The organism is Sphingomonas sp. Root710, from assembly GCF_001429065.1.
Classification (GTDB): Bacteria; Pseudomonadota; Alphaproteobacteria; order Sphingomonadales; family Sphingomonadaceae; genus Rhizorhabdus.
This window is the reverse complement of sequence record NZ_LMIB01000001.1, coordinates 154,433-177,543: the sequence shown is the minus strand read 5'-3', so window position 1 is coordinate 177,543 and position 23,111 is coordinate 154,433. Positions and strand designations below refer to the sequence as shown.

Here is a 23,111-nt window from a genome sequence, read left to right as displayed (position 1 = left end):
TATCGCTGCAGCATGCGGACCATCGAGCCTTACCACTGGTCGCCAGCGGATGTCGCCCGGATCGACGCCGGGTCCGCCGCTGCGCCGCTGATCGGCAGCAACGCAGTTGCGCCACCCGTCGCGGGGCTCGATCTCTGGGATCATTGGCCTGTCCTCGAGGAAGATGGCGCCATCGCACGCATCGCCGGCGGGACGATGGTGATCGCGCTGTCGGCACCGATGGCCGGCGATCCAGAAGAGCGTCATGCGCTGGCAAGGCTGCGGCTATTCCACACGCGGGACGATGGCTGGCGCGACCTAGGCAATCTGCTGCCCGATGGCTTCTCCCCCGGCAGCCGCGAATGGGCCGGATCCGCAACCGTCGATCCCCGGCACGACCGGCTGACCCTCCATTTCACCGCCGCCGGCTTCCGGGGAGAGGCCGAGCCCAGCTTCGCGCAGCGGATATTCATGACCAGCGCCGCGCTGGTTGCGTCGGGTCCGGCCCCTACGCTGTCGGGCTGGACCGCCCCGGCCGAAACGGTGACGCCGGACGGCGCGATCTACGAGACCGACATGGCGGGCGGCGGCGCGGCGGGGACGATCAAGGCCTTCCGCGATCCGTTCATCTGGCGCGATCCGGCCGACGGCGTCGATTATCTGCTGTTTACCGCCTCGCGCGCCGAGGCTGCGTCACGCTGGAACGGGTTGGTCGGTCTTGCCCGCCGCGAGGGCGCAGACTGGTCACTGCAACGGCCTCTGGTCGATGCGACGGGCCTCAACAATGAACTGGAGCGGCCGCACATAATCGTCGTTGCAGACCGCCGCTACCTGTTCTGGTCGACCCAGGCCAAGGTCTTCGCCGAAGGCGGCCCGGCTGGTCCCACCGGGCTCTATGGCCTCGTCGCGGACGATATAGCCGGGCCATGGTGCCCCCTCAACGGATCGGGGCTGGTATTCGCCAACCCGCCCGCAGCGCCCTTTCAGGCGTATAGTTGGCAGGTGCTGAAAGATGGCAGCGTATGGAGCTTCGCCGATCTGGTCGGCCTGTCGCATCCGCCCGTCGACACCGCCGAGGCCCGCGCCCATTTTGGCGGCGCGCCCGCGCCTATCCTTCAGCTTCGCTTCGACGGGGAGCGGGTGATGCTGATCCAGCCTCGTTCATAAGCGCCGGTATCTCGAAGATCAGGTCGCGGGCGAGGAAGCCGATCGGGCCGACTCGCGCCGAAGCCCGCAACCCCGCCTCGCCATGCAGCCATACGCCCCAGACCGCAGCGGTCAGCGGATCGGCCCCGCGCGCGGCGAGCCCGGCCATGATTCCCGCGAGAACGTCGCCCGACCCGCCGGTGGCGAGGCCGACGCAATCGCTTGCATAACGCAACGCAGTGCCATCGGGCGCGGCGACGATCGTCGCACCGGCCTTGAGCACCACCACCGCATTGCAGACCGCCGCGACCGAACGGGCGCAGTCGATCGGGTCGGCGGCGATCTCCTCGATCGCCATGCTGGTCAGACTCGCCATCTCGCCGTGATGCGGCGTCAGAATCGCGCGTCCGTCGAGCGCCGCGATCCTTGGAGCCATGCTGCGCGCGCAGCTCAGCGCCGCGGCGTCGAGGATCGCGACCTGCTCGCCGTCGAGTTGGCCGAGCAGCTCCTCGACCATCGCCTGAGCGCTCGTCTTGCTGACCATGCCCGGACCGATCAGCAGCGTGTCGCAATGGCTGGCGGCGTCCATCAGCCGATAGGCCGCATTCTCGGCGATTTCCCCCTCGGCATCGGTGGGTAGGCCGATCATCGCTGCTTCGGGCACCAGCACGCCCAGATGCATGGCGGCCTGATCGACCGTCGCGATCTGGAGCTTGCCCGCGCCCGCGCGCAACACCGCCTCGCCCGTCAGCCCCAAAGCGCCCGGCACGAACATGCTGCCGCCGACCAGCAGCACCCGGCCGCGGGCATTCTTATCGGTGCCGCGCCCATGATCGGGCAAGGAATGCGCCGCGAGCCAGGCGGGATCGATCGGCTCGGCGCTCATCCCCGCGCCGCCACGATCGGATCGCGCGCGCGGGTGACGGGCGCATTCTCCGCTTCCATCGGTGCAGTCGCATTATAGCGGACGAGGACGAGATTGCCGTGCTTGCCCGCATTAGGATCGAAGCGATATTCGGTGACCGAGCAATTGGCGACGTCGGCCTGCCGGTCGATCGCCAATATCCCCTCCTCGTCCAGATTTTCGATGATGTAGCGCATGCACAGCACTACCACCTGATGCGCGAAGATCATGACCCGCCGTCTGGGATAATGGAGCGATACGGTGTCGAGCAACGAACGGAGCCGAAGGATCACGTCGCACCAGCTCTCCCCGCCCGGCGGGCGATGGTAGAATTTGCCAAGCGTCTTCCGGAAATCGGCCTGCTCGGGAAAGGCGTTGCCAATCCCCAGCGTGGTCAGCCCGTCGAGAATGCCGAACTCCTTTTCGCGCAGCCTTTCGTCCATGCAAACGACTTCGTCGGGCTCGGCGCCGCCGGCGTCGCGGAACAGCCGTGCCGTCTGCAGGGCGCGGCGATAGGGCGACGAGATCAGGACATCTGGCCGCTCGTCCGGCCCGTTCTGCGCGAACCAGTGGCCGAGCGCCTCCGCCTGCTGCTCGCCGAGAGCGCTTAGCGGGACATCGACGTCACGACCGCTGATCGCGATCCGGTCGAGCATCGCCTCATGCGCGGCGTCGCGCGCGACATTGCCGGCGCTCTGGCCATGGCGGATGATCCACAGGCGGTCGGGCCAACTCTGCTCCACCACGTCAGCCGCCGAACGTATCGCAGCGCGCGGGATCGCCGGTCGTCAGCCCGATCTGCAACCATCTCTGCCGCTCGGCGGCGCTGCCATGGGTGAAGGCTTCGGGGACGACCTGGCCCTGACTGGCCTTTTGCAGCGTGTCGTCGCCGACCGCCGCCGCGGCGCGCATGCCAGCCTCGGCGTCGCCGGGCTCAAGCAGGTTCTTGTCGTTCGCAGCCCAGACGCCGGCATAGCAGTCGGCCTGAAGCTCGACCTTGACCTGTAGGGCATTGGCCTCGCGCTCGCTCAATCGCGACTGCGCCGAATGAACCTTGTCCAGCGTGCCTTCGAGGTCCTGGACATGATGGCCGACCTCATGCGCGATCACATAGGCCTGCGCGAACTCGCCCGGCGCACCAAAGCGATTGGCCAGTTCGTCGAAGAAGCTCGTATCGAGAAAGACGCGCTTGTCGGTTGGACAATAAAAGGGACCCGCCGAGGCATTGGCGCTGCCGCAGCCCGACTGCGTGCCGCCAGCGTAGAAAGCCAGAATCGTCGGCGAATATTGTCCGCCCTGATCGGCGAAGAGCTTGCCCCACACCCGCTCGGTCGACCCCAGCACCTTGAGCGAACGACGCTGCGTCTCGGTCAAGTCCTGGGGAGCCCCGCCGGGCTCGCCCTGCTGGACAACGGGGGCGCCATCCTGTGAGAGCAGAGAGAGCGGGTTCACCCCGAAGATGAGCGAGATGACGCCGATCACGATCAGCGATCCGCAGCCCAGGCCGCCGCGGCCCAGCGGAATCCCCATCGGCAGGCCGAAGCCGCCCCCGCCCGAGCGCACCTCATAGTTGCTGCTTTCGCGTTCGTCGTCGAGCCGCATGCAATCCTCCCTGTCCGAGAAACAATGCACTGAGCCCGTAATGGTTGCGCGCGCGGCCGATGCCGGCCGCCAAATCTCCACCGCCCGGCAGGATTACAGCTTGTTAACCATATGCGCCCTATGGCCCATGTTGAGAGGAGATTGTCATGGATATGTCGGCTACGCCGGTCGCCCCCAATGAGAGCATGCTGACCGATGCCGAGATCGCCGAACGGGCCGAGGCCTATGGCGGCGATGGCACGCTGCGTGCGCGGCTCGCAACCATGTGGGACCGCGCTTCCGACATCATTCTCCAGAACGCCCGCGATTACTGGACGCCGATCTTCGACGAGCTTATCGCCGAGCTCGAGCTGCATGGTGTCGAGCAGGACGTGATGATCGATATCGATACCTATGTCGAACGCCGCCGCTACATCTATACCCGTCCGATCGACGCGAACTGGATTCGTCTGCTGTCGCGCATCGGCGTGATCATCCATCAGCTAAAGGTTCCCATTCCACGCGTCGTGCTGCGCCGGGCGCGGGAGAGCGAACTGCTCGTCGACCGGGTCAAGGCGGCCTATCCCGACGATCCCGACTTCGCGCTGGAATGCCAGCGGACGCTGAACCTGCTCGGCTCGATCGAACTCGACCTCGACCTGTCCTACATCAATTCGGTGCGCCGCCAGAAGGCGCTGGCGATGCAGGAAGCCGCGAGCACGATTTTCCGCACCGACATCAGCGATATATTGGCCGCCTCGCTCAGGAACTCGAACGCGCTGCGCGATCAGACCGGCGATGCCGCCCGCTCGGCGCGCGGCATGCTCGGCAAGACATCGGAAGTAGCCTCAGCCGCCGAACAATCGGCAACCGCGATGCGCGACGCGGCGCATACGGCATCGGGGCTGATTCGAGCGATCGAGGAAGCACGCCGCGAGGTCGACGTCGCCGCCGAGGTCGCCACCCGCGCGGCCGGCCAGTCGACACAGGCGGTCGAAGTCTCCGAAGCGCTGTCGACCCACGCCCGCGCGATCGAATCGATCCTGGGCCTGATCCGTGACATCGCCGGCCAGACCAATCTGCTCGCGCTCAACGCCACGATCGAGGCGGCGCGCGCCGGGGACGCCGGCCGCGGCTTCGCGGTAGTCGCCCAGGAGGTGAAGAATCTCGCCAGCCAGACCGCGCGCGCGACCGACGACATCGCCCAGAAGATCGCTTCGATCCAGGCGGCCACCCGCCAGGCGGTCGAGGCCAATGGCTCGATCCGCGAAACCGTGGGCGAGGTCGAAAATCTCGCCAGCCGCATCCGCGAGGCCATGGACACCCAGGCGCAGACCGTGACGATGATCACCGCAGCGGTCGACCAGACCGCGATGGCGGCGGATTCGATGTCGTCGACGATCGCCGAGATCCGCGCCGATACCGAAAGCGTCGCTGCCGACATCGACAGGCTCGACGCGGGCTTCCGCACCGTCGACGATCAACTCGGCCAGCTGGAGACTACCGCCCACGGCTTCGCGGCGCGGATCGCCATCTGAGACGGCGTCCGCCCGGGCAGAGCCTGTCAGCCCTCTATGCCCAGCCGGTCGATCGCCATGTGCAATATCCGTCCCGCCTGGACGAGATCATAGTTGCGCCGGTCGTAGAAGGCGATCGCATGCCGGGCAAAGCTGCGCGGGTCCTGCGCGCGGTGCGCCATCATCGCGTCGCACCATTCGAACGATGCGAACAGATGCTCGTCGAAGCCGCGCCGATGCACGATCCGCGGCACGAAACCCCGTCCCGCCGCGATGTCGACCGGATCCAGCGCGAGGTTGACGATGACTTCATCGATCGCCCAGCTCCGTTGCGCCGCCGATAGCCGCCCCGGGGTGCCCAGCCCTCGTCCGACGATCAGCGGCCAGCGCGACGCGTCGCCCGCAATATAATAAAGCAGGTCGACCGTATCGGCGACCACCCGCTCGGACGACGCGCTGTGGCAGCGCACGCGCAATACATTGCGCGCGAAATGGACGCGCCGAAACTCCATGGCGTCGCCGAACACGTCGCCGAGATGATCGCAGGCAATGATCGCATCCTCCAGCCCGCGCTCCGCCTCATCATGCCGGCCCAGCCGATATGCCAGGAAGGCCTCGGCGGCGCGCTGAAAGGACAGGCCGGCGATGCGGGCGTGATCGGATAACAACCCGTCGTCGCACAGCGCCGCCGCGCGGCGCAGCTGCACCATCGCGTCGGCCAGATCGCCACGGCGCGCGCGGGCCAGCGCGCGCTCGCGGAGTTCCTCGGCCGACAGCATGATCGCCATCTCGGGTTGGGGCAGCACCTGGGAAAGCTTCAGCCGGTAGGTCTGGCTGAACATCTTGTCGACATCGAGCCGCAACTGGGCAGGCCGATCGCGCTCGAACGCGCGCCGCGCGTGCGCCAGCCGCGCCAGCATCGCGACCTGTGTCGCACCAGAATTCGCCAGAATCACCATCGCATGCCCGCCTCCTCACCGCGGCCCGATCCCCATCCGCGCGGGAATTATCGTCGAGGTCCCTTTGCCCCGAGCGTGACGGCCGTCACGCGTTCGAAAGATCGTATCGCTCGCGCACCAAATATCGCGTTATTGTCGCGCCTTGGCCCATTCGGGGCGGTCATGCCGCGATCCGCCCTTCCCTTGCCGCCCGCAATCGCCTTAAACGGCATACGCCGTCGCGGCACGGACCGGCGCCACGAAAGACCGGTTGGGGGCCGGCGAATGACTATGCCAGTGGGCGAGCTGACCAGGACATTGCCCAGTGCGCCATCGGACGCCGCGGGGTACCGCGCCTTCATCAGCTATGCCCACAAGGACGAAGCATCTGCCCGGCGCCTTCATCGCTGGCTCGAATCCTATCGCATGCCGCGCCGTCTGGTCGGCCGGACCACCCGGCTCGGTACCGTCGCACGGCGGCTGACCCCAATCTTTCGCGACCGGCTCGAGCTTCCCGCATCGTCGAGCCTCGACGCGGCGGTGGCCAATGCGCTCGCGGCGTCGGACGTACTGCTCGTGCTATGCTCCCCCGCCGCCCGCGCCTCGATGTGGGTCAATGCCGAGATCCGGCTGTTCCGCAGCCTCCATCCCGACCGGCCGATCATCGCCGCGCTGCTGTCGGGCGAACCGCGCGACAGCTTCCCCGAAGCGCTGACCGAGGCCGACGCGCTGGGGGTCGTCAGCGAACCCGTGGCCGCGGATTTCCGCCGCAACCATGACGGCCCGCGCCTGGCCCGGCTCAAGATCGTCGCCGGGCTGACCGGCCTCGCGCTCGACGAACTGATCCAGCGGGAAGCACAGCGCCAGCTTCGGCGTGTGATCGCCGTCACGCTCGCCGCGATGGTATTCGCCTTATTGATGAGCTTCCTGCTGATCCTCGCGGTGATGGCGCGGCGCGAGGCGGAGCAACAGCGGCGGCAAGCGGAAGGCCTGATCGAGTTTATGCTCACCGATCTCAGAACAAGGCTGCAGGGGGTCGGCAGGCTGGATGTTCTCGGATCGGTCAACGACCGTGCGCTGGCCTATTATGGCGAACAGTCGGACCTGTCGAAGCTGCCCGTGGAATCGCTCGAACGACGTGCGCGCGTGCTGCATGCAATGGGCGAGGACGACCAGAAGCGCGGCAAGAATGCCGCCGCGCTCGCAAAGTTCGTCGAGGCGCACCGCACCACCGCCGCGCTGCTCGCCGCCAATCCGGACGATCCGCTGCGCATCTTCGCCCACGCCCAGAGCGAGTTCTGGATCGGCTATGTCGATTTCGCCCGCGACCGTCTCGACAAGGCGCTGCCGCGCTTCGTCGCCTATCGGTCGCTCGCCCGGCGGCTCACCGAGATCGAACCCGCCAACCTGAAATATTGGCGCGAGCTCGGCTATGCCGAGGGCAATATCTGCACGATCGCCATCGCGCGCAAAGGCCCCGCCGCCGATCTCGATGCCTGCCGATCGGCATTGCAGACGATCGAGCGGGTAGCGCGGGCGCAACCGGACGACGCAACGATCCAGAGCGATCTCGCCAACCGCCACGCCTGGATGGCGGACGCACTGCGGCTGGGCGGACGGGATCGGGACGCGCTGGCGGAGCGCGAGAAACAGATGGCGATCATCGACAGGTTGCTGACGCAGGACGCCAAGAACGCCAGCTACCGCCAGGACTGGATGCTCGCCCGCTTCTCGACGGCGGCGCTGCTCCGCGCCCTGGGCGAGCATCGGCGGGCGGACGCGATGGTCGCGGATTCACGCCGCCTGATCGACGAACTGATCGCATCGGACCCCGAGAACAAGGACTGGCGCATATGGCGCCAGGAATTCACCCATTCCATGACCAATTAGGAGATGCCTGTGTGCCGTCCGTCCTATGTCCAGCATCCGATCGCGGTGCTCGCGCCTTCCGGGGTGACGCCTGCGGAAACGGTCCGCTTCGTCGTCGTCCTGGGGGTCGAGGACGGGCGGATCGCCCTGCGCTATGAGCAGGACAAGACCCGCAACCAGGACTATATCGCGATCGCCCGGGATGCGGTGGTCGAAATCGAGCTGCAGGGCGAACAGCTCTATTTCTCCAAGGATGCCGACGGGGTGACCACCAAGGACGCGCTCGGCGTCTTCTATGGCGGGCTCGAATATGACGGCTATGACGAGAAGCTGGACCGGTACAGGATCGCGCGCTTCACGGCCCGCTACAATCGCGGCGGCAAATATGACACGACGCACGGGTTCAACATCAATGCCGACTTCCTTCAGGGCTATTGCCCCGAAGGCGGCCCGAAGTGGATCGCGATCACCATCGATCCGGACATCAAGAACCCGCCGCCCAAACTCACCCATTATTGACCGCTGACCAATCGGGCTGGAGAATGACCGCGTGACTCTATCGAACCTCGCCAGGATCAGGCAGGTCGCCCGCACGGGCGACACGCTACGCGCCTGGCGGATGTTCGAGGCGTCAGGCCTGCTGTTCTCGACTCAGCCCGACGCGCTCAGCCTGCGCGGGCGTCTGCTCAAGGATCGTGCGCTCCGCGCGGGCGGCGCGCAGCGATCGGCGTTTTTCGAACAGGCCGAGGCTGCCTATCTGGCGGCAGCGGGCGACCGGCGCGCCACCTATCCGCTGATCAACGCCGCGACGATCGCCTTCTTCAACGACAAGGCCGATCAGGCCCGGCTGCTCGCCGAAAAGACTCTGGCGCTGCTCGACAGCGGCCGCCACGAGCCCGAAACGCATTACTGGCTGGGCGCCACCCGCGCCGAAGCCGAACTGCTGCTCGGCCGCTACGCTGCGGGCAAAGCGGCGCTGGAAGCCGCAATCGCCGGCACGCCATCGGCCTGGGAGGACCATGCCGCCACGCTCGGCCAGTTGAGGCTCATCCTCGAACAGGCAGGGCAGCCCGCGACGATGCTCGATCATCTCCGCCCGCCGCCGAGCCTGCACTTCAGCGGGCTGATCGGGCTGGCGCACGACGATGCCGGCGCCCGCGAGGCGATCACCGCCGCCTATGACGCGATCCGTCCCGGTTTCGTGTTCGGCGCGCTGGCCGCGGGCGCGGACATCGTCGTCGCCGAAATCGCGGTGGCGCGCGGCGCGCAACTGCACGTCGTGCTGCCAACCTCGATCGACATCTTTCGCCAGGAATCGGTTGCCCGCTTCGGTGCGGACTGGGCGGCCCGCTTCGACCGGCTGATCGACGACGCCGAGCAGATCGAGACCTTGTCCGACGCGGATGTCCTGTCCGAAGCGGGCATCACCCTGGGCGAGGAAGTGGCGATGGGCCTCGCCATCCGCCGCGCCCGCACGCTCGCCAGCGAAGCAGTCGCGCTGCGGGTCCGCCGCCCGTCCGATCCGCCCTTCGCATCCGAAACCGCCTGGCGCCGCCGGGGCCTGAGCTTCCACGATATCGTGATCGAACGATCCGCGGCGCGCAGCGAACAGCCGCTCGCGATCCGCAGCCGGCGCGCGATCCTCGCCTCCGCCCGTCCGCTGCCGCCGGACCTTCCGCTCCCCGCCGGGGCGCTGACCGACACGCTGTCAGGCCTCACGGTCATGCAGGTCGAGACGCTCGCGGCAGCCGCCGATCTGGCAGTAGCTGCGCTCCGCGCTGCGCCGGGCAACCGGATCGGACTCGATTACCGGATCGTCGATATCGAGGACGAGCCGCTCGACGACATGGCCGAGACCGCCATGCTGCTCGCCCGCGCCGCTCCCGCCGACAGCGTCTACGCCGCCTGCCCCGGCGCGCTGGCGATGGACCTCCACGCCCCATATCTCAACTTCGAGGCCGCGGGCGAGATCGTCACACCGCTCGGCGATATTCCGATCAGCATGGTGAGCTGGGCTCGGACGCCTGATCTGTCTCGTCATCCCGGGCTTGACCCGGGATCCCGCTTTTCTTCGTCCACCGTGCAAAGGAAGCGGGACCCCGGATCAAGCCCGGGGTGACGAACTCAATGTTCGCTCGGCTAACAGATCAGTTCCTGCAACATGCGCGGCGCGGCGATCACCAATTCGCTGTCATCCCGTCTAACGATGCCGCGCCGGATCAGCGACGCCAGCGCGCGGGACGCGGTCTCGCGCGAGGTGTTGGCGCTCAGCGCGAGCGCGGTCACCAAAGGCGGCGGGGCGATGCGCAGGCTTTCCCCGGCAAGCTGGAGTAGCTGCGCATAGACCCGCCCGGTCGCGCTATAGGTGGTGCGGGCGACCACGCGGTCGAGCGCGCGATCAAGCTGGCGGGCGAGCAGGATGGCAAGCGCCGACCCTATCTGGGCATGTTCGGCGGCGAGCGCCGACAGCGTCCGCGCTTCGACCCGCAGCAGGTGGGTCTCCTTCTGCGCCGCGATTTCGGCGCGATGGATGGTCGGTTCGGGATAGGCGCCGAACAGTTCGCCGGGCCCATGCTGCGCGAGCTGCTGGCGCTGCCCGTCGATGCCCAGCGCATGCACCCGAACCGCGCCGTCGATGACGAGCCAGCAATGGTTCGAAGGATCGCCCTGATGTGCGATGGGCTGCTTCGCTGCGACATGCTGATGCACCAGCACCGCGTTGAGCCGGCGTGCGGTCTGATCGTCACACCGGAAGATCGCCCGTACCGCGGCTATTCGCTCATCGAGATCCAACGGCATCGTCCCCTGCATCGACGGTGCCATCGGTGCCCCGCCCTGCATAGCGCAATTTCGTGCGACCGATAATTGCGCGAAGGGGCGTTCGACGCGGATAGGCGTCGAACCGGCGCTGCTCGCGGAATCGAGGCGTTTCACCGTGAGAATTTCTGCACCTCCATCAGGCGCAGAAAGTCTCGTACCGAAAAATTTCGGACGACGTCGTCAGCCGTCCGCCCGTCCCATTCGACCCGGCCCTCGACGACATGTGCGGCGGGAGCGTCGCGGCGGATCAGCCAGCGGGCCTGATCGCGCCAGCGCCCTTTCGAGAAACCCGGATAGTCGGGCAGTTCGCGCCAGGAGACGCCGGCATCGGCGGCCAGCAGTTGCGCGACCCTGTCTAACGTCACGATGCGATTGGCCATAGCGGCTCCTTCCGCGCGAATCATCGACGTGGAATCGAATAGGCCGGCACCGTGCGGCGGACGCGTGACCGGCCTCACGCCGATGCAATCGCCCTGACGAACCCGCGTGACCGCAGTCACGCGCATCGCGGTCTTCTCCGCGCTAGGCCGGGATCAGGGACAAGGGAATCACGCCGTGCGCCACGAACGAGATTGCAGCTGCGAGCATTGCCGCCCGGCGGCGTCGCTGTCGGACAACATCCTGATGGTCACCCTCGGCGTGGCTGGCGCCGCCTTCGTGATCATGTCCGGATCGCCACGCATCGTCGTGGTGGGAGCTGCGCTGCTGGTCGCGGTGATCGCGTTAAAGATCGCAGCCCCGATGCTCGGCAACCGCCAGCGCCGCCCGAAATGACGGCGCTGGCAGCAATCAGCCGCCTTCCCATCCATAGAAAAAGGGCCGGCCCGAAGGCCGACCCAATTCTTTGCCGGTCGTCGCCGAAGCGATGACCGAACCGCTTACGAGCCGAAGGTGATTTCCACGCGGCGGTTCTGCGGTTCGCGGACGCCGTCGGCGGTGTCGACCAGCGGACGGCTTTCGCCGAAGGCTTCGGTCGCGATCGCCGCTTCCGGAACACCCTTGCCAGCCAGGTAGGCCTTCACCGCGTCGGCACGACGCTGCGAGAGACCGACATTATACTGGTCGCCGCCCGACTTGTCGGCATGGCCGGCAAGCTGGACACGGGCCTGACCGGTCGTGGCATAGGCATTGGCCGCGTTATCGAGGATCGACGCCGCTTCCGCCGTGATGTCCGACTTATCCCAGTCGAAGAACACGATGAACGGACCCGGGGCCTCAACCACTGGCGGCGGCGGCGGCGGGGGCGGCGGCGGAGGGGGCGGCGGCGGGGGCGGTGGCGGTGGCGGGGGAGCCGCCGCTTCAGCGCGTCCGCCGATATTGTAGATCAGGCTCAGCATCGCGCTATGCGACCGCCACTTGCCGTCATATTGGGCGTTGGCGACATCGACCGGGCGTACCTTCGTCACGGTGTAGTAGCGGTACTTCACACCGACATCGACATGGTCGCTGACCGCGTAGCGAACACCGGCGATCGCCTGCCAGGCGAAACGCTTGGCCAGCTTGAAGTCGATGAAGTCGTCGCCCGAAACATTGTAGTTCTGCAGTTTGACACCCGCGATGCCAGCGCCGCCGCCGGCATAGAAGGACAAGCCATCCTCGTCGCCGAAATCGAGCAGCGCGTTGATCATCACGCCGAACGCAGTCGTCTTGCCCGATGCGTCGGGATAGACCCCCGGCGGAGCGCCGACGCCCCCCGCATTGGCCGGCGTGCGCGCGGCGGTGGTGGTGATCTCCTTCACCCTCGCCCGTTTATAGGCGATCTCCTCTTCGAGCCGGATCATGCCGAAGTCATAACCGAGCACCGCATCGACATCGTAGCCGAGCTTGTTCTCCACCGTGGTCCGACCGCCCGCAGGAGCAATCGGCGAGGGCCCGACGTCAAACTTCGTATCACGCGGCTTCATCACGCCGCCCTCGACGCCAACATACCAGCTGTTGTCGCGGGCGAGAGCCGGCGCAGCCAGCGCCGTCGCGGCTAGTGCCGCCAAAAGGGTCATTCTGCGCATATCACTTCCCTGTTCAACCTGCCCGGCCGGACCCACCGTCCGACACCTCAATCCGGTGACCGATCGAGGCAGGGCCGCGGATCGGAGGTCCGAATGCACACCAAACGTTGCGGGGGCGACAGGGTTGCGCGACCGCGCGTATATCTGTGGAACTGTGCCCGATCGTTGCATCAAAGCAACAGCTTCAGGCCTCAGACCCTCAATCGTGCGATGTCCACCCCAGGCCAAGCGCCTTTTGGAGGGCGATATAATCTCCGGTAAGGTTGGCGGTCGCCGACGATAGGCTGTCCTCGGCCGCTATCCGCTGGCGCTCGGCATCGAGCGTATCGATCAGCGTAGCGGTCCCGGCGCGGAAGCGCTGCTGCATCAGATCCGCGGCCCGCGCGGCCGAAGCCCTGGCGCGCGCCGCGCTCGCGACCGATTGCCGGCGTGCGCCGAAACGGCTCAGCGCGTCTTCCGCGTCGCGCAGCGCCGTGAGCACTGCGCTGCGATACTGCGCCTCCGCCTCGTCGCGGGCGCCCTCGGCCTGGCGCACGCGCGCAGCGCCCCGGCCGAAGTCGAGGGCATTCCATTGCAGCATCGGCACGGCCAGCGCGGTAAGATTGTCGGGATCGAGGACATCGCCCGGCCTTGTTCCGCCAATACCGATCAGCCCCAGCAGGCTCAAGCGGGGCAGCCGCGCCGCCTGAGCCGTGCCGATCTGCGCCGTGCGTTGCGCAAGCCGGCGTTCGGCAGCGATGATATCGGGGCGGCGGCGAAGCAGCGCAGCCGGATCGCCGACGGGCACCGCGGCGGGCGGCAACGGCACCGCCGCGGCCGGCGACAGCACGGCATCGAGTTCGCCCGGCTGCTCGCCTGCGAGCACCGCCAGCGCGTTTTGATAGCTCGCGATCTGCGCCTGAAGCGGGATCAGGCCGCCTTCGGTCGTTTCGACCTGCCCGGCGAAGCGCTCGACGTCCAGCGCCGATACCGCACCGCGGTCGAAACGCTGCCGCAGCAGATCGAGCATCTGCCGCTGCATGGCGGCGGAGCGGCGGGCCAGTGCGAGGCGGTTCTGCACGTCGCGCAGCGAAACATAGGTCCGCGCGACGTCCGCGGTAAGACTCAGCTGCGCGTCGGCGACATTCGCCTGCGCCGCGCCCAGCTGCGCCCGCGCTGCTTCGAGGCTGCGACGGTGTCCGCCGAAGAGATCGAGCTCCCAGCTGGCGTCGAAGCCGACATTGTAGAAGTTGAGCGACTGGCTTCCGTCGTCGGTAGACGCGTCGTTCGCTTGCCCGATGTTCACCCCGGGTAGCGTGGCGTGGAGATAGGTCGCACTCGTATTGACGGTGGGGGCGCCGTTCGCCCGCTCGAGCCGCAGCCCGGCGCGCGCCTGGCGCAGCCGTGCCTCGGCGACCGCAATGCCCGGATTGCCGGCGAGCGCTCGTGCCTCGAGCGCGTTCAGCGTCGTGTCGCCGAACGCCGTCCACCAATCGGCAAGCGCGGGCTCGGCCGCTGGGATGAATTCACCGGCCCGCACGAAGGCGGCGCGCGGCGTGGTCGCCGGACTGGCGACGGGGCCATGATAATCGGGCCCCACGGTACAACCGGCGAGCAGCGCGAGGAGCGCGGGTGGGATGATGTGTCGCATCAGTGCATCGCCGCCGGAGCGGCACCCTGGGGAAGCGGACGAAGGAAGAACACGAGCGGCAGTGCGATCATCGTCCCCACCGCCATGATCCAGAAAATATCGTTGAAGGTCATCACCAGCGCCTGTGCGGCTATCTGCCGCGATATATCGTTGATAGCTCCGGAAGCGCCGCCCATCGCTGCGCTATAATTTCCGACATAATCCTGTACCGCCACCGCATTGGCGCTCAGCGTCTCCTCCAAACGGCGCGAATGGAACCAGAGCCGCTGGTCCTGTAAGGTGGCGATGCCGGCAAGCGCCAGGCTGCCGCCCAGGTTGCGGACCGAATTGAACAGGCCCGACGCGTCGCCTGCGTCTTCGGGCGGCACCGAGCGCACGACCGCCTGGCTCAGGAAGATCATCCCCAATATCTGCCCGACGCCGCGCAGCAGCTGCGAAACGACGAAGTCACCGCCTGCGGACTCGATCGTCAGCGAAGCATCGAGGAAGGAGGAACCGGCCATGATCAGCAGGCCGCCCCCCACCGCGATCCGGATGTCCACCGTGCGCATCAGGATCGGGATCAATGCCATGACGATCAGGCTGGGAATGCCGGACAGCAACACGATCTTGCCGGACTGCAGCGAGTCGTAGTTGGCGATCGCAGCAAGGAACTGGGGAATGACGTAAGATGTCCCATAGAGCACCATGCCGAGGACGATGCCCATCAGCGCCACCGCGCCGAACTGCCGGTCGAGGAGCAGACTGAGCTTGATGATCGGCCTGCGCGCCATCACCTGTCCCGCAAAGAGCGATGCGAAACCGATGCCGCTGATCACCGCCATCGTCTGGATGAACGAGGAGGAAAACCACTGCTCGCGTTGCCCCTCTTCGAGCAGCACGGTAAGCCCGCCAAGCCCCATCGCCAGCCCGAGGATGCCCAGCCAGTCGGCCTCGACGAGCAGGTCGATCCGCGGCTTGCGATGCGGCATTCCGACCAGCAGCAGAATGACCAGCGCGGCACAGATCGGCACGTTGATGAAAAAGGCATAATGCCAGCTGAGATTTTCGGTCAGCCAGCCGCCGATCAGCGGGCCGATGACCGGGCCCATGATCGCGGTCACCCCGAAGAGGGCGATGCCGACCGGCTGTTGCGACGGCGGCAGCCGCTGGGCGATGATGGTTTGCGCGGTCGGGATCATCGCCCCACCGGTGAAGCCCTGCCCCACCCGGCCGATGATCATCATCGTCAGCGTCGATGCGGTTCCGCAAACGACCGAGAAACCCGTGAACAGCCCCGCAGCGACCAGCAGGAAGGTGCGCAGGCCGAGCATCCGTTCGAGCCACGCCGCCATCGGAATGATGACGATCTCGGCGACGAGGTAGGACGTCGCCACCCAGGTCCCCTCGGTGCCGCTGGCGCCGATCTCGCCCTGGATGGTGGGCAAAGCCGAATTGACGATCGATATGTCGAGCGTCGCCATCAATGCGCCGAGGGTGCCCGCCGCGACCGCCAGCCAGGCACCGAGATCAGCCTTGGCGGGGGGACGCACGGCGTCCGCCCCGCCGGCCATGGCAGAGGCCGCCGCCATACTCACCGGCCGCGCGCCTCCTGCTCATCGCGAATGCGCTGGAGCGAGCCCGCAGCCGAACGCGTGTCGACGGTGGCGTGCACGGACATGCCCGGCAACAGCAGGGCAAGCGTGTCCGGCCCGGCTTCGACCGAGATGCGCACCGGCACGCGCTGCACGATCTTGGTAAAGTTGCCGGTCGCGTTCTGCGGCGGGATCAGCGAAAATTGTGCGCCGGTACCCGGTGCGAGGCTTTCGACGCGGCCATGCAGTTCGACATCGGGCAGCGCATCGATTTCCAGCGTAACCGGCTGACCGGGCCCCATCAGCCCCAGCTGCGTCTCCTTGAAATTGGCCTCCACATAGAGATGCTGGGTCGGCACGATCGACATCAGCCGCGTGCCCGCCTGGGCCAGTTGCCCGACGCGGATCGACTTGTCCCCGATCCGGCCATTGATGCTCGCGCGGATCAGCGTCGCGCCCAGGTTGACCTTGGCCGCGTCCAGCTGCGCGCGCGCCGCCTCGCCCTGAGAACGCGCCTGATTTGCCTGCGCGCCGAGCGTATCGATCCGCCGCCGCGCCGCGACCAGCGCCGCCCGCGCCCGGCTGGCCTGGGCGTCAGCTTGGCGCGCCCGGGTCTCCAGTTCGCTGAGCTTCTCCCGGCTTTCCGCGCCCGACGCGGCCAGCGGCGCATAGCGCGCTACCTGTCCGCGCGCGAAACTGGCGTCGCTGAGCGCGGCGGCAAGCGCCGCCTCGGCTTCGGCCACCGCCGCCTGCTGTTCGCTTATCTGGGCGCGGACGCCTTCCAAGCTTGCGCCCGCCACGTCGATCTGCGCGCGGATCTGCGACGTCTGGGCGCGATAGTCGCGCGGATCGATCTGGACGAGCGGCTGGCCGGCGCGGACCTGCTGGTTCTCGGCAACAAACACTTTGTCGACATAGCCCGTCACCTTGGGCGAGACGACGACGGCGTCGGCCTGGACATAGGCATCCTCGGTCGACTGCATGAACCGGCCGATCATCCGATGATAGGCATACCAGCCGAGACCACCGATGATGGCGATTGCCGCCACGACGATCAGTATGCGCCTCAACCGCTGACGCCGGCTTGGGGAAGCAGCTTCCTCCGTAGTTTCGGCATCGGGGCGGTCGGACTCGTCATTGCGTATGATCTGGTCGGTCACGCGACTCAACTTTCTATCGGTTCGCCTGCCAGATGCTCGCACTTGCAAAGTAGCGCAAGCCCATTTATTGTGGGCCCTCAGTAATGAACGAAAATGATCGCCTGCTTCGCGATTTCGGCGGATTGTTCCTCCGGATTCATCGCTTGGTCGACCGTCGGATGGCGGCCGAGGGCGCATCATTGGCGCGGACCAAGCTACTGCTATATCTTCAAAAACACGGACCGTGCCGGGCCGCCGACATCGCCGAACTGCTGGGCGCGACGCCGCGCACCATCACCGAGGCCATCGACGGTCTCGAACGCGAAGGGCTGGCCGTACGGACCCCTCACCCCACCGACCGCCGCGCGAAGCTCGTCTCGATCACCGCGAATGGCGAAAGGATCATCGAGGCGACCGAGCCGCTTCGGGCGCAGCTCGCCGACATGATCTTCGAACGGCTCGACCAGGGCGAGCGCGATCAGTTGACCGCCATTCTCGCCAAATTGTCGGAAGCGCTGAACGACGCCGAACCTGCGAATATTTGCTCATCGCTATAAATATGATACTCTCCCGGCACCTGCCAGAACGAGCAGGACGGAGAGGGTTGAATGGAGCGATTCGAGCCCGCATTGTGCCGCTGTGGCTTCGGCCTGCTTTGCTGCGCCAGCGGCAGCGCACTGGCGATCTGCGGCATCGTCTTCCTGATAGTGAGCTGATGGCGACGCGGCTTCATCCCGCCGAAGCCGCCGAAACCAGCCTGTACATATTCGACTCGTCTAACTCTTCGGACGAGCGAATTAGAACCAGCAGCGCGAAAACAAAAAAATCGCGCGAGGACCGCTCCGGAATGAAGCGCACTCATACAGCTGAAGGAGATGGTGCTCTTACAGGACTAACATCGGCTGAAGGTGTCCCGCAAATGCTGGGCGGGCCGCGATAACCTCTTCCCTGCTGTCGCCGGCCCGAAATGCGCAGCTACCGATCATTCTCCATCCTGGTGAATTGGCAACCTGCCGTTAGCGCAGGCGTCCGCGGGCGGATCGTAATCACCGACATTGGGTACCCGATGCTGTTGCTCGCGCTGCAACGGAAGGCTGCTTCGGCGGCGAGCTTTAATTGATTTCATCCGATCGATACGGTCTGGCCCGCGGCGTTGATGTTGGCGATCCTGAGCTGCCTGGCGGCCGCAGCGATCAACGCGTCGGGATCGCTCTTCAGCATGTCGCGAATTTCTTCCGCCGATGCGCCTGCCCAAACCTCCTGCAAGCCGGATCGCAATCCTTCCACGACAGCATGCGCCACGACATGCGGATCGCTCTTCGGCACATCGACATTGCTCATCATGGCGGTGTCGATATTGCCGGGATAGACGCCGATGACGAGCGCGCCAGCAGGGGCGAATTCGGCGCGCATCGCATCGGTCAGCGCGCGACAGGCCGCCTTGGTTGCGCAATAGGGAGCCACGAACGGGAAGGTCACGTAAGCGAGCGGCGACAGCACGTTGACGAGCGCGCCCTCTTCGGCCCGCATGAGCACCGGCGCGAAGGCGCGGCACATCAGCACCTGGCCCCAATAATTGACCTCCATCTCGCGCCGGAACGCCGCCAGCGAGGGGGCTTCGAGATAGGATTGCTGGATGGCGAGGCCGTGGCAATTGATGAGGATGCCGACATCGGGATGTCCCGAGGCCGCCGCCGCGACCGCCGCCTCATCGGTGACGTCCAGCAGCAGCGTGTCGATCCTGGGCGAGCGCCGCGCTAGGGCCGCAAGCGCGGCTTCCTGCACGTCACAGGCAACGACCCGCGCAGCACCGGCATCAAGCAGGCTGTCGACGAGCGCCGCGCCAATCCCGCCCGACGCACCCGTGACGAGGGCGACCTGACCTTCGATCCGCATGATCATTCCCTCCCTGGCGTCACCATGCGGTGGTGCCGCCATCGATCGCGAAGTCGGCGCCGGTAACCCAGCGCGCCTCGTCCGAGGCCAGATACAGCGCGGCGTAGACGACGTCCTCGGGCTGGCCGACATGGCCGAGCATGAGCTTGCCGTGCATCGCCTCCGCCCATTCGGGGATGTCGAGAAGCGCCCGCGTGGCATTGGTCTCGACGAGGCCCGGACTGATCGAGTTCACGCGGATGCCATGCGGCCCGCCTTCCATGGCAAGATGCTTGGTCATCGCAATGACGCCACCCTTCGCCGCACTGTGCGCCACGGCGGGCAGGACGCGATAGGCGATCTTGCCCGATACCGAACCCACATTGATGATCGATCCGCTCTTCTGGGCGACCATCGCCGGCCAGACGGCCTGGGTGGCGAAGAAGATCAGGTCGAGCTCGTTGCGCATCGTGAAGGACCACTGGTCGGCGGTCATCTTCTGGAGCCACTCCATCACGACGCCGCCGCCATTATTATACAGCACATCGATCCGGCCATGCTGCGCCAGCGTCCATTCGGCGAGCGCCTCGGCGACCTCCTTGCGCGACAGGTCACCGGGGTGGAAGGTCCGGATCGCCCCGCCCGCTTCCCGCACCAGACGCTCGGTCTCGTTCGCCGACGCTTCGTCGATGTCGCAGCCGACGACGATCGCCCCTTCGGCGGCGAACATGCGGGCGGCTGCCCGCCCCATGCTGCCGCCCGAACCCGTGATGACGCAGACCTTGTCTTTGAGCCGACCCGCCATATTTGCTCCTTCACATCGCTTGCACCGCTGGTGCCGGCCCAATGGCCGGAGCGCCGAGAGCCGGTTCCCCCATGAGAAACCGGCCCTGCCGATCCGGCCAGAGGTCAGATCAGAACTTCACCCCGAAGGTAGCGCCGAAGGTACGGCCTTCCGCCATATTGACGAAGTCGGCGACCGGCACCTGGATCGTGAGCTGATCGGCATAGGCGACGTTGCCGAGATTGCGGCCCCAGAGTTGCAAAGAGTAGCGGGCGTCGTCGCCGATCGACCAGGTCGCCGAGGCGTTGACCAGGTTATACGCCTTCTGGAACAGGCGGTTTTCGGGGGTCGAATACCAGCGGCCGGAATGGAAGAAGTCGCCGCTCAGCATGATCGAGCCCGAGGCCAGCGGAATATTGTAGCTGAAGCCCAGATTGAGCTGCCAGTCGGGCGTGCTCTGCAGCCGCTTGCCCTTGGCGCTGCCGTCGGGGAGCTGGACGATGCCGCCGGTCGGGCTGACCGCCGTGTAGACGATCGGGAAATCGCCAAACCGGTCATGGATCACCGACAGACCGCCGGTGATCGTGAGGTTGCGCGTGGGCGCCGCGGTCAGATCCAGGTCGAGACCGTAGATCTTCGCGGAATCGCCGTTGTAGATGTGCGTCACGCCATTGCTGAACGAGTTCAACTGGATGTCGCGATAGTCGTAATAGAAGCCTGCGACGTTCAGGCGCACGCGCCGGTCGAGGAACTGGCTCTTCAGGCCGACCTCATAGGCATCGATCTCTTCGGGCTTGAAATAGCGCGCCGCCGCGGTCTCGCCGGGCTCATAGCCGCCACTCTTGAAGCCGCGGTTGTACGATGCGTAGACCAGAACGTCGCCCCCGAGCTTCCGGTCGAGCGCGATGCGCCATGTCGGCCGGGTGACCGACGTCTTGTCGGAATAGGGGCCCGCCGGAATGACGATCGGAGTCCCCAGCACATCGACCGCGCCCGAGCCGTGCATATATTTGATCTCATGCGTCAGGCGCGCACCCACGGTGAGCGAGGTAAGATCGTCGAACTTGTAGGTGCCCTGTGCATAGCCGGCGAAGGAGCGTGAGCGCTGCAGCGTGCGGATATGGCTGGTGATGCCGAACAGCGGCAGCGAGATGTCCGCCGGGAAATAGCCGTCCCTGGACCAGAAATAATATAGCCCGGCCTGCCAGTTGAAGCGCCCGCCATTGGGCGAAATAAGCTGAAGCTCCTGGCTGAACTGCCGCCCCGGTTCGGCGACGAGGACGCGGATATAGTCTTCGGGCTGGCCATCGGAATCAAAGATGCCGATGAAATTGGAGCGCCGATATGCGGTGATGCTGACCAGCTTCGCGAAATCGAGATCGCGGGACAGATGAAATGCCGCGCCATATTGTTCGACCCGGGTGCGCGGATCGATGGTGGCGTTGGTGTCGAACTTGCCGCCCGCGAAGAACTGGCCGTTCAGGCCGAGCTCGCCATCGACCAGACGATAGGTCGGCGATGCCGTGCGCGAGTGGGAATAATCGAGGGTCAGCGTCGCGACGGTGCGATCATCGGGGGTCGCCTGAAGCTTCGACCGCAGCGAAATGTTGCGGCCCTTGCCGACCTCCTTGCCCGTAAGGAGATTATGCCCGAACCCGTCGGTCTGATCCTTGAAATGCACGGCGAGATCAGCAGCCAGGCCGTCGGTCAGGCCGCCGGTGACATAGAGATTCGCGCCGATCGTATTCTTGTTGCCATAGCTCGCATCGGCCTGACCCGAGAAGGTCTGGCTGGGATCGCGCGTCGTGATCTGGATCAGGCCGCCCGTGGCGTTGCGGCCGAACAGCGTGCCCTGCGGCCCCTTGAGGACCGCGATCTGGCTAATGTTGTTGAAGGCGAGGACCGAAGCGCCCGCCGAGGCATAGTAAACGCCGTCGACATACATCGACACCGGGTTCTCGTTGCCCGCGCCGGCAATCGCCGTGCCGACACCGCGAATGCGGGGCGCCGCGAGGTTCGCCTGGGTAGTGAAGGTAAGACCCGGAACCGCGGTGGCGAGCAGTTTGGTATCGGTGACCCCCTTGGCGGCAAGCGCGCTGGCGGTGAGCGCGGTGACCGCGATCGGAACGTTCTGAAGATTCTCGGCCCGGCGCTGCGCCGTCACGACGATCTCTTCCAGCCCCGTATCCGCGGCCGCCTGAGCCCAGGCTGCGCCGGGCAGCACGAACAGCGCCGCAATCGCGGCAGCGGACGCACGGGCCCGCAAAGCATTGTTTCGCATGTTCTCTAATCCTCCCCTTGATAGCGGCTATTCAAGGCCGCCTGTCTCAAATTTATGCGCGATCGCGGCCTCACGCCGTGGTCGAGACCGCCTCCAGCGGCTTCGATAGGCGTGTAAAGACTTCCGGAAGTTCGTATTTGCGGCTGTTGTCCGGCACTGCGCCCCACAGGTCGAAATCCTCCGGTGCCGAAGACATCCGCCGGGCCTCGCGGGCACCGGCCTCAGGGAACTGCTCCATGCCGAGCGTGTATTCCCAGACAAAATTGTCGTGATCGTAGATGTAGAGATGGATGCTGCCCGACGTCGGGTGGCGGCCGATGCCGAAATGAATGTCGACGTCCATCTGCTTGGCCCGATTGAACAACCGGCCGATATCGTCGATTTCATTCACCATGAAGGCGACATGGTGGAAGCGAACGGGCCCCTCCGTTCCACCCAGCAGCGCCAGGCTGTGGTGGTTCGGATTGGGGAAGGCGCGCAGCAGCGTCACCACATCCCCCTCGAAATAGTCCGACAGCAGGAAGCCCATATCGTCGATCAGCAGGCGGCTCGCGCTGCGCCCATCATCGACGCAAAGTCCGAAATGCTTGCCGCCCTGAAATCCGGTAACACCGTTCCGGCGCGATGAGGGCATGACCGTCATGTCGATGAAATATTCCCAGGTCAGCCCGATGACCGGATCGACCACCCGGAACGCCCGCTCGATCTCGAGCTGGCGGGTTTCGCTTTCAGCCAGCCAAGCCGGAGCGAAACCGATACGCGTGAAATAGGCGAAGGCCTTGTCGAGTTCGGCGCGATTTTCGAGCTCCCACGCCGAGCGCTGAGCCATCGGCTTGCTGGCCGGACGGAAGATGACGTCGTGATGGTGAAAGCTGCCACGGAAATAGCGGCTGCCATCCCCGGCCTCCGAAACCAGATCGAGACCAAAGACGTCCGTCGCGAAACGCGTCGAGCGCTCGATGTCGCTGACGTCGAGGACCAGGTAGCCCAGGCGCTTGTACCTGAATGGTGCCGTCATTCGACCTAAACCCCCTCCTCGAAACTCCCCTGACGCGGCCGTGCCGGCCG

Annotated in this window: 21 protein-coding genes; 7 read left to right on the top strand and 14 right to left on the bottom strand. The window is 66.1% G+C overall.

Annotated elements, in window-relative coordinates:
• The first annotated feature begins 12 nt into the window (after window positions 1-12).
• Window positions 13-1,146: a glycoside hydrolase family 68 protein gene (locus tag ASE00_RS00840; protein ID WP_056379152.1), complete on the top strand. Its 1,134-nt coding sequence runs from the start codon at window positions 13-15 to the stop codon at window positions 1,144-1,146.
• Here the strand turns inward: ASE00_RS00840 and ASE00_RS00835 are convergent.
• From ASE00_RS00835 to ASE00_RS00825, 3 genes are read right to left on the bottom strand one after another with little or no spacing between them, the layout of a single operon-like run.
• Window positions 1,088-2,011, bottom strand: a complete 924-nt coding sequence (locus ASE00_RS00835) for an NAD(P)H-hydrate dehydratase (protein ID WP_056376968.1) — start codon at window positions 2,009-2,011, stop codon at window positions 1,088-1,090. The two genes, ASE00_RS00840 and ASE00_RS00835, sit on opposite strands and share 59 nt — an antisense overlap.
• Window positions 2,008-2,775 carry a histidine phosphatase family protein gene (locus ASE00_RS00830; RefSeq protein WP_200957861.1) on the bottom strand — a complete coding sequence of 256 codons (768 nt, stop codon included), beginning with the start codon at window positions 2,773-2,775 and terminating at the stop codon, window positions 2,008-2,010. The genes ASE00_RS00835 and ASE00_RS00830 overlap by 4 nt, the downstream gene beginning before the upstream one ends.
• 1 nt (window position 2,776) lies before the next feature.
• Complete coding sequence (locus tag ASE00_RS00825; protein ID WP_056376966.1) at window positions 2,777-3,631, bottom strand: neutral zinc metallopeptidase; 855 nt, start codon at window positions 3,629-3,631, stop codon at window positions 2,777-2,779.
• A 146-nt stretch (window positions 3,632-3,777) separates the two neighbouring features.
• Here ASE00_RS00825 and ASE00_RS24300 point away from each other — a divergent pair, with 146 nt between their 5' ends.
• Window positions 3,778-5,148 carry a methyl-accepting chemotaxis protein gene (locus tag ASE00_RS24300; protein ID WP_056376964.1) on the top strand — a complete coding sequence of 457 codons (1,371 nt, stop codon included), beginning with the start codon at window positions 3,778-3,780 and terminating at the stop codon, window positions 5,146-5,148.
• 26 nt (window positions 5,149-5,174) lie between these two features.
• Here ASE00_RS24300 and ASE00_RS00815 read toward each other — a convergent pair whose 3' ends face one another.
• Complete coding sequence (locus ASE00_RS00815; RefSeq protein ID WP_056376961.1) at window positions 5,175-6,086, bottom strand: hypothetical protein; 912 nt, start codon at window positions 6,084-6,086, stop codon at window positions 5,175-5,177.
• 264 nt (window positions 6,087-6,350) lie between these two features.
• Between ASE00_RS00815 and ASE00_RS00810 the strand changes: the two genes are divergently transcribed.
• The 3 genes from ASE00_RS00810 to ASE00_RS00800 are packed head-to-tail and all read left to right on the top strand — an operon-like array spanning window position 6,351 to window position 10,053.
• Complete coding sequence (locus tag ASE00_RS00810) at window positions 6,351-7,955, top strand: toll/interleukin-1 receptor domain-containing protein (RefSeq protein WP_056376960.1); 1,605 nt, start codon at window positions 6,351-6,353, stop codon at window positions 7,953-7,955.
• Window positions 7,956-7,958: 3 nt separating this feature from the next.
• Window positions 7,959-8,453: a nucleotide synthetase gene (locus ASE00_RS00805; protein ID WP_056376958.1), complete on the top strand. Its 495-nt coding sequence runs from the start codon at window positions 7,959-7,961 to the stop codon at window positions 8,451-8,453.
• 31 nt (window positions 8,454-8,484) lie between these two features.
• Window positions 8,485-10,053: a tetratricopeptide repeat-containing protein gene (locus tag ASE00_RS00800; RefSeq protein WP_235538485.1), complete on the top strand. Its 1,569-nt coding sequence runs from the start codon at window positions 8,485-8,487 to the stop codon at window positions 10,051-10,053.
• Between the two features lie 20 nt (window positions 10,054-10,073).
• On the opposite strand, the gene ASE00_RS00795 is transcribed toward ASE00_RS00800, so the two are convergent.
• Together ASE00_RS00795 and ASE00_RS00790 are read right to left on the bottom strand one after the other, a co-directional pair.
• Entirely contained in the window at window positions 10,074-10,757 is a 684-nt protein-coding gene (locus ASE00_RS00795; protein ID WP_235538484.1) for a Crp/Fnr family transcriptional regulator, read from the bottom strand.
• 107 nt (window positions 10,758-10,864) lie between these two features.
• Window positions 10,865-11,134, bottom strand: coding sequence for a hypothetical protein (locus tag ASE00_RS00790; RefSeq protein ID WP_156405219.1), 270 nt, complete (start codon window positions 11,132-11,134; stop codon window positions 10,865-10,867).
• A 106-nt stretch (window positions 11,135-11,240) separates the two neighbouring features.
• Between ASE00_RS00790 and ASE00_RS00785 the strand changes: the two genes are divergently transcribed.
• Window positions 11,241-11,528 carry a hypothetical protein gene (locus tag ASE00_RS00785; protein ID WP_056376953.1) on the top strand — a complete coding sequence of 96 codons (288 nt, stop codon included), beginning with the start codon at window positions 11,241-11,243 and terminating at the stop codon, window positions 11,526-11,528.
• Between the two features lie 104 nt (window positions 11,529-11,632).
• Here ASE00_RS00785 and ASE00_RS00780 read toward each other — a convergent pair whose 3' ends face one another.
• The 4 genes from ASE00_RS00780 to ASE00_RS00765 form a co-directional block, all read right to left on the bottom strand.
• Window positions 11,633-12,760 (bottom strand): OmpA family protein, encoded by a 1,128-nt coding sequence (locus tag ASE00_RS00780; RefSeq protein ID WP_056376951.1) that lies wholly within the window; start codon window positions 12,758-12,760, stop codon window positions 11,633-11,635.
• A gap of 199 nt (window positions 12,761-12,959) precedes the next feature.
• A complete protein-coding gene (locus tag ASE00_RS00775) occupies window positions 12,960-14,390 on the bottom strand; it encodes an efflux transporter outer membrane subunit (protein ID WP_056376949.1) in 1,431 nt (476 codons plus the stop codon).
• Complete coding sequence (locus ASE00_RS00770) at window positions 14,390-15,961, bottom strand: MDR family MFS transporter (RefSeq protein WP_056376947.1); 1,572 nt, start codon at window positions 15,959-15,961, stop codon at window positions 14,390-14,392. Before ASE00_RS00770 ends, ASE00_RS00775 begins: the two co-directional genes overlap by 1 nt.
• Before the next feature lie 2 nt (window positions 15,962-15,963).
• Window positions 15,964-17,124: an HlyD family secretion protein gene (locus ASE00_RS00765; protein WP_235538483.1), complete on the bottom strand. Its 1,161-nt coding sequence runs from the start codon at window positions 17,122-17,124 to the stop codon at window positions 15,964-15,966.
• Window positions 17,125-17,207: 83 nt separating this feature from the next.
• Between ASE00_RS00765 and ASE00_RS00760 the strand changes: the two genes are divergently transcribed.
• Complete coding sequence (locus ASE00_RS00760) at window positions 17,208-17,660, top strand: MarR family winged helix-turn-helix transcriptional regulator (RefSeq protein ID WP_056376946.1); 453 nt, start codon at window positions 17,208-17,210, stop codon at window positions 17,658-17,660.
• Between the two features lie 565 nt (window positions 17,661-18,225).
• Here the strand turns inward: ASE00_RS00760 and ASE00_RS00755 are convergent.
• From ASE00_RS00755 to ASE00_RS00740, 4 genes are all read right to left on the bottom strand, one after another.
• Entirely contained in the window at window positions 18,226-18,999 is a 774-nt protein-coding gene (locus ASE00_RS00755) for an SDR family NAD(P)-dependent oxidoreductase (protein WP_162256380.1), read from the bottom strand.
• Window positions 19,000-19,018: 19 nt separating this feature from the next.
• A complete protein-coding gene (locus ASE00_RS00750; protein WP_056376942.1) occupies window positions 19,019-19,783 on the bottom strand; it encodes an SDR family NAD(P)-dependent oxidoreductase in 765 nt (254 codons plus the stop codon).
• A gap of 109 nt (window positions 19,784-19,892) precedes the next feature.
• The gene (locus tag ASE00_RS00745; RefSeq protein ID WP_056376940.1) at window positions 19,893-22,043 is read right to left on the bottom strand and encodes a TonB-dependent receptor; all 2,151 of its coding nucleotides are present in this window, start codon (window positions 22,041-22,043) and stop codon (window positions 19,893-19,895) included.
• Window positions 22,044-22,113: 70 nt separating this feature from the next.
• Window positions 22,114-23,061, bottom strand: coding sequence for a VOC family protein (locus ASE00_RS00740; protein ID WP_056376938.1), 948 nt, complete (start codon window positions 23,059-23,061; stop codon window positions 22,114-22,116).
• Window positions 23,062-23,111: the final 50 nt, after the last annotated feature.

Coding starts and splice junctions, on each gene's coding strand:
- ASE00_RS00840 (WP_056379152.1), top strand. CDS start 13: ATGCGGACCATCGAGCCTTACCACTGGTCGCCAGCGGATGTCGCCCGG.
- ASE00_RS00825 (WP_056376966.1), bottom strand. CDS start 3,631: ATGCGGCTCGACGACGAACGCGAAAGCAGCAACTATGAGGTGCGCTCG.
- ASE00_RS00740 (WP_056376938.1), bottom strand. CDS start 23,061: ATGACGGCACCATTCAGGTACAAGCGCCTGGGCTACCTGGTCCTCGAC.
- ASE00_RS00745 (WP_056376940.1), bottom strand. CDS start 22,043: ATGCGAAACAATGCTTTGCGGGCCCGTGCGTCCGCTGCCGCGATTGCG.
- ASE00_RS00835 (WP_056376968.1), bottom strand. CDS start 2,011: ATGAGCGCCGAGCCGATCGATCCCGCCTGGCTCGCGGCGCATTCCTTG.
- ASE00_RS00790 (WP_156405219.1), bottom strand. CDS start 11,134: ATGGCCAATCGCATCGTGACGTTAGACAGGGTCGCGCAACTGCTGGCC.
- ASE00_RS00780 (WP_056376951.1), bottom strand. CDS start 12,760: ATGCGCAGAATGACCCTTTTGGCGGCACTAGCCGCGACGGCGCTGGCT.
- ASE00_RS00810 (WP_056376960.1), top strand. CDS start 6,351: ATGACTATGCCAGTGGGCGAGCTGACCAGGACATTGCCCAGTGCGCCA.
- ASE00_RS00760 (WP_056376946.1), top strand. CDS start 17,208: ATGAACGAAAATGATCGCCTGCTTCGCGATTTCGGCGGATTGTTCCTC.
- ASE00_RS00755 (WP_162256380.1), bottom strand. CDS start 18,999: ATGCGGATCGAAGGTCAGGTCGCCCTCGTCACGGGTGCGTCGGGCGGG.
- ASE00_RS00770 (WP_056376947.1), bottom strand. CDS start 15,961: ATGGCGGCGGCCTCTGCCATGGCCGGCGGGGCGGACGCCGTGCGTCCC.
- ASE00_RS00815 (WP_056376961.1), bottom strand. CDS start 6,086: ATGGTGATTCTGGCGAATTCTGGTGCGACACAGGTCGCGATGCTGGCG.
- ASE00_RS00795 (WP_235538484.1), bottom strand. CDS start 10,757: ATGGCACCGTCGATGCAGGGGACGATGCCGTTGGATCTCGATGAGCGA.
- ASE00_RS00805 (WP_056376958.1), top strand. CDS start 7,959: ATGCCTGTGTGCCGTCCGTCCTATGTCCAGCATCCGATCGCGGTGCTC.
- ASE00_RS00750 (WP_056376942.1), bottom strand. CDS start 19,783: ATGGCGGGTCGGCTCAAAGACAAGGTCTGCGTCATCACGGGTTCGGGC.
- ASE00_RS00775 (WP_056376949.1), bottom strand. CDS start 14,390: ATGCGACACATCATCCCACCCGCGCTCCTCGCGCTGCTCGCCGGTTGT.
- ASE00_RS24300 (WP_056376964.1), top strand. CDS start 3,778: ATGGATATGTCGGCTACGCCGGTCGCCCCCAATGAGAGCATGCTGACC.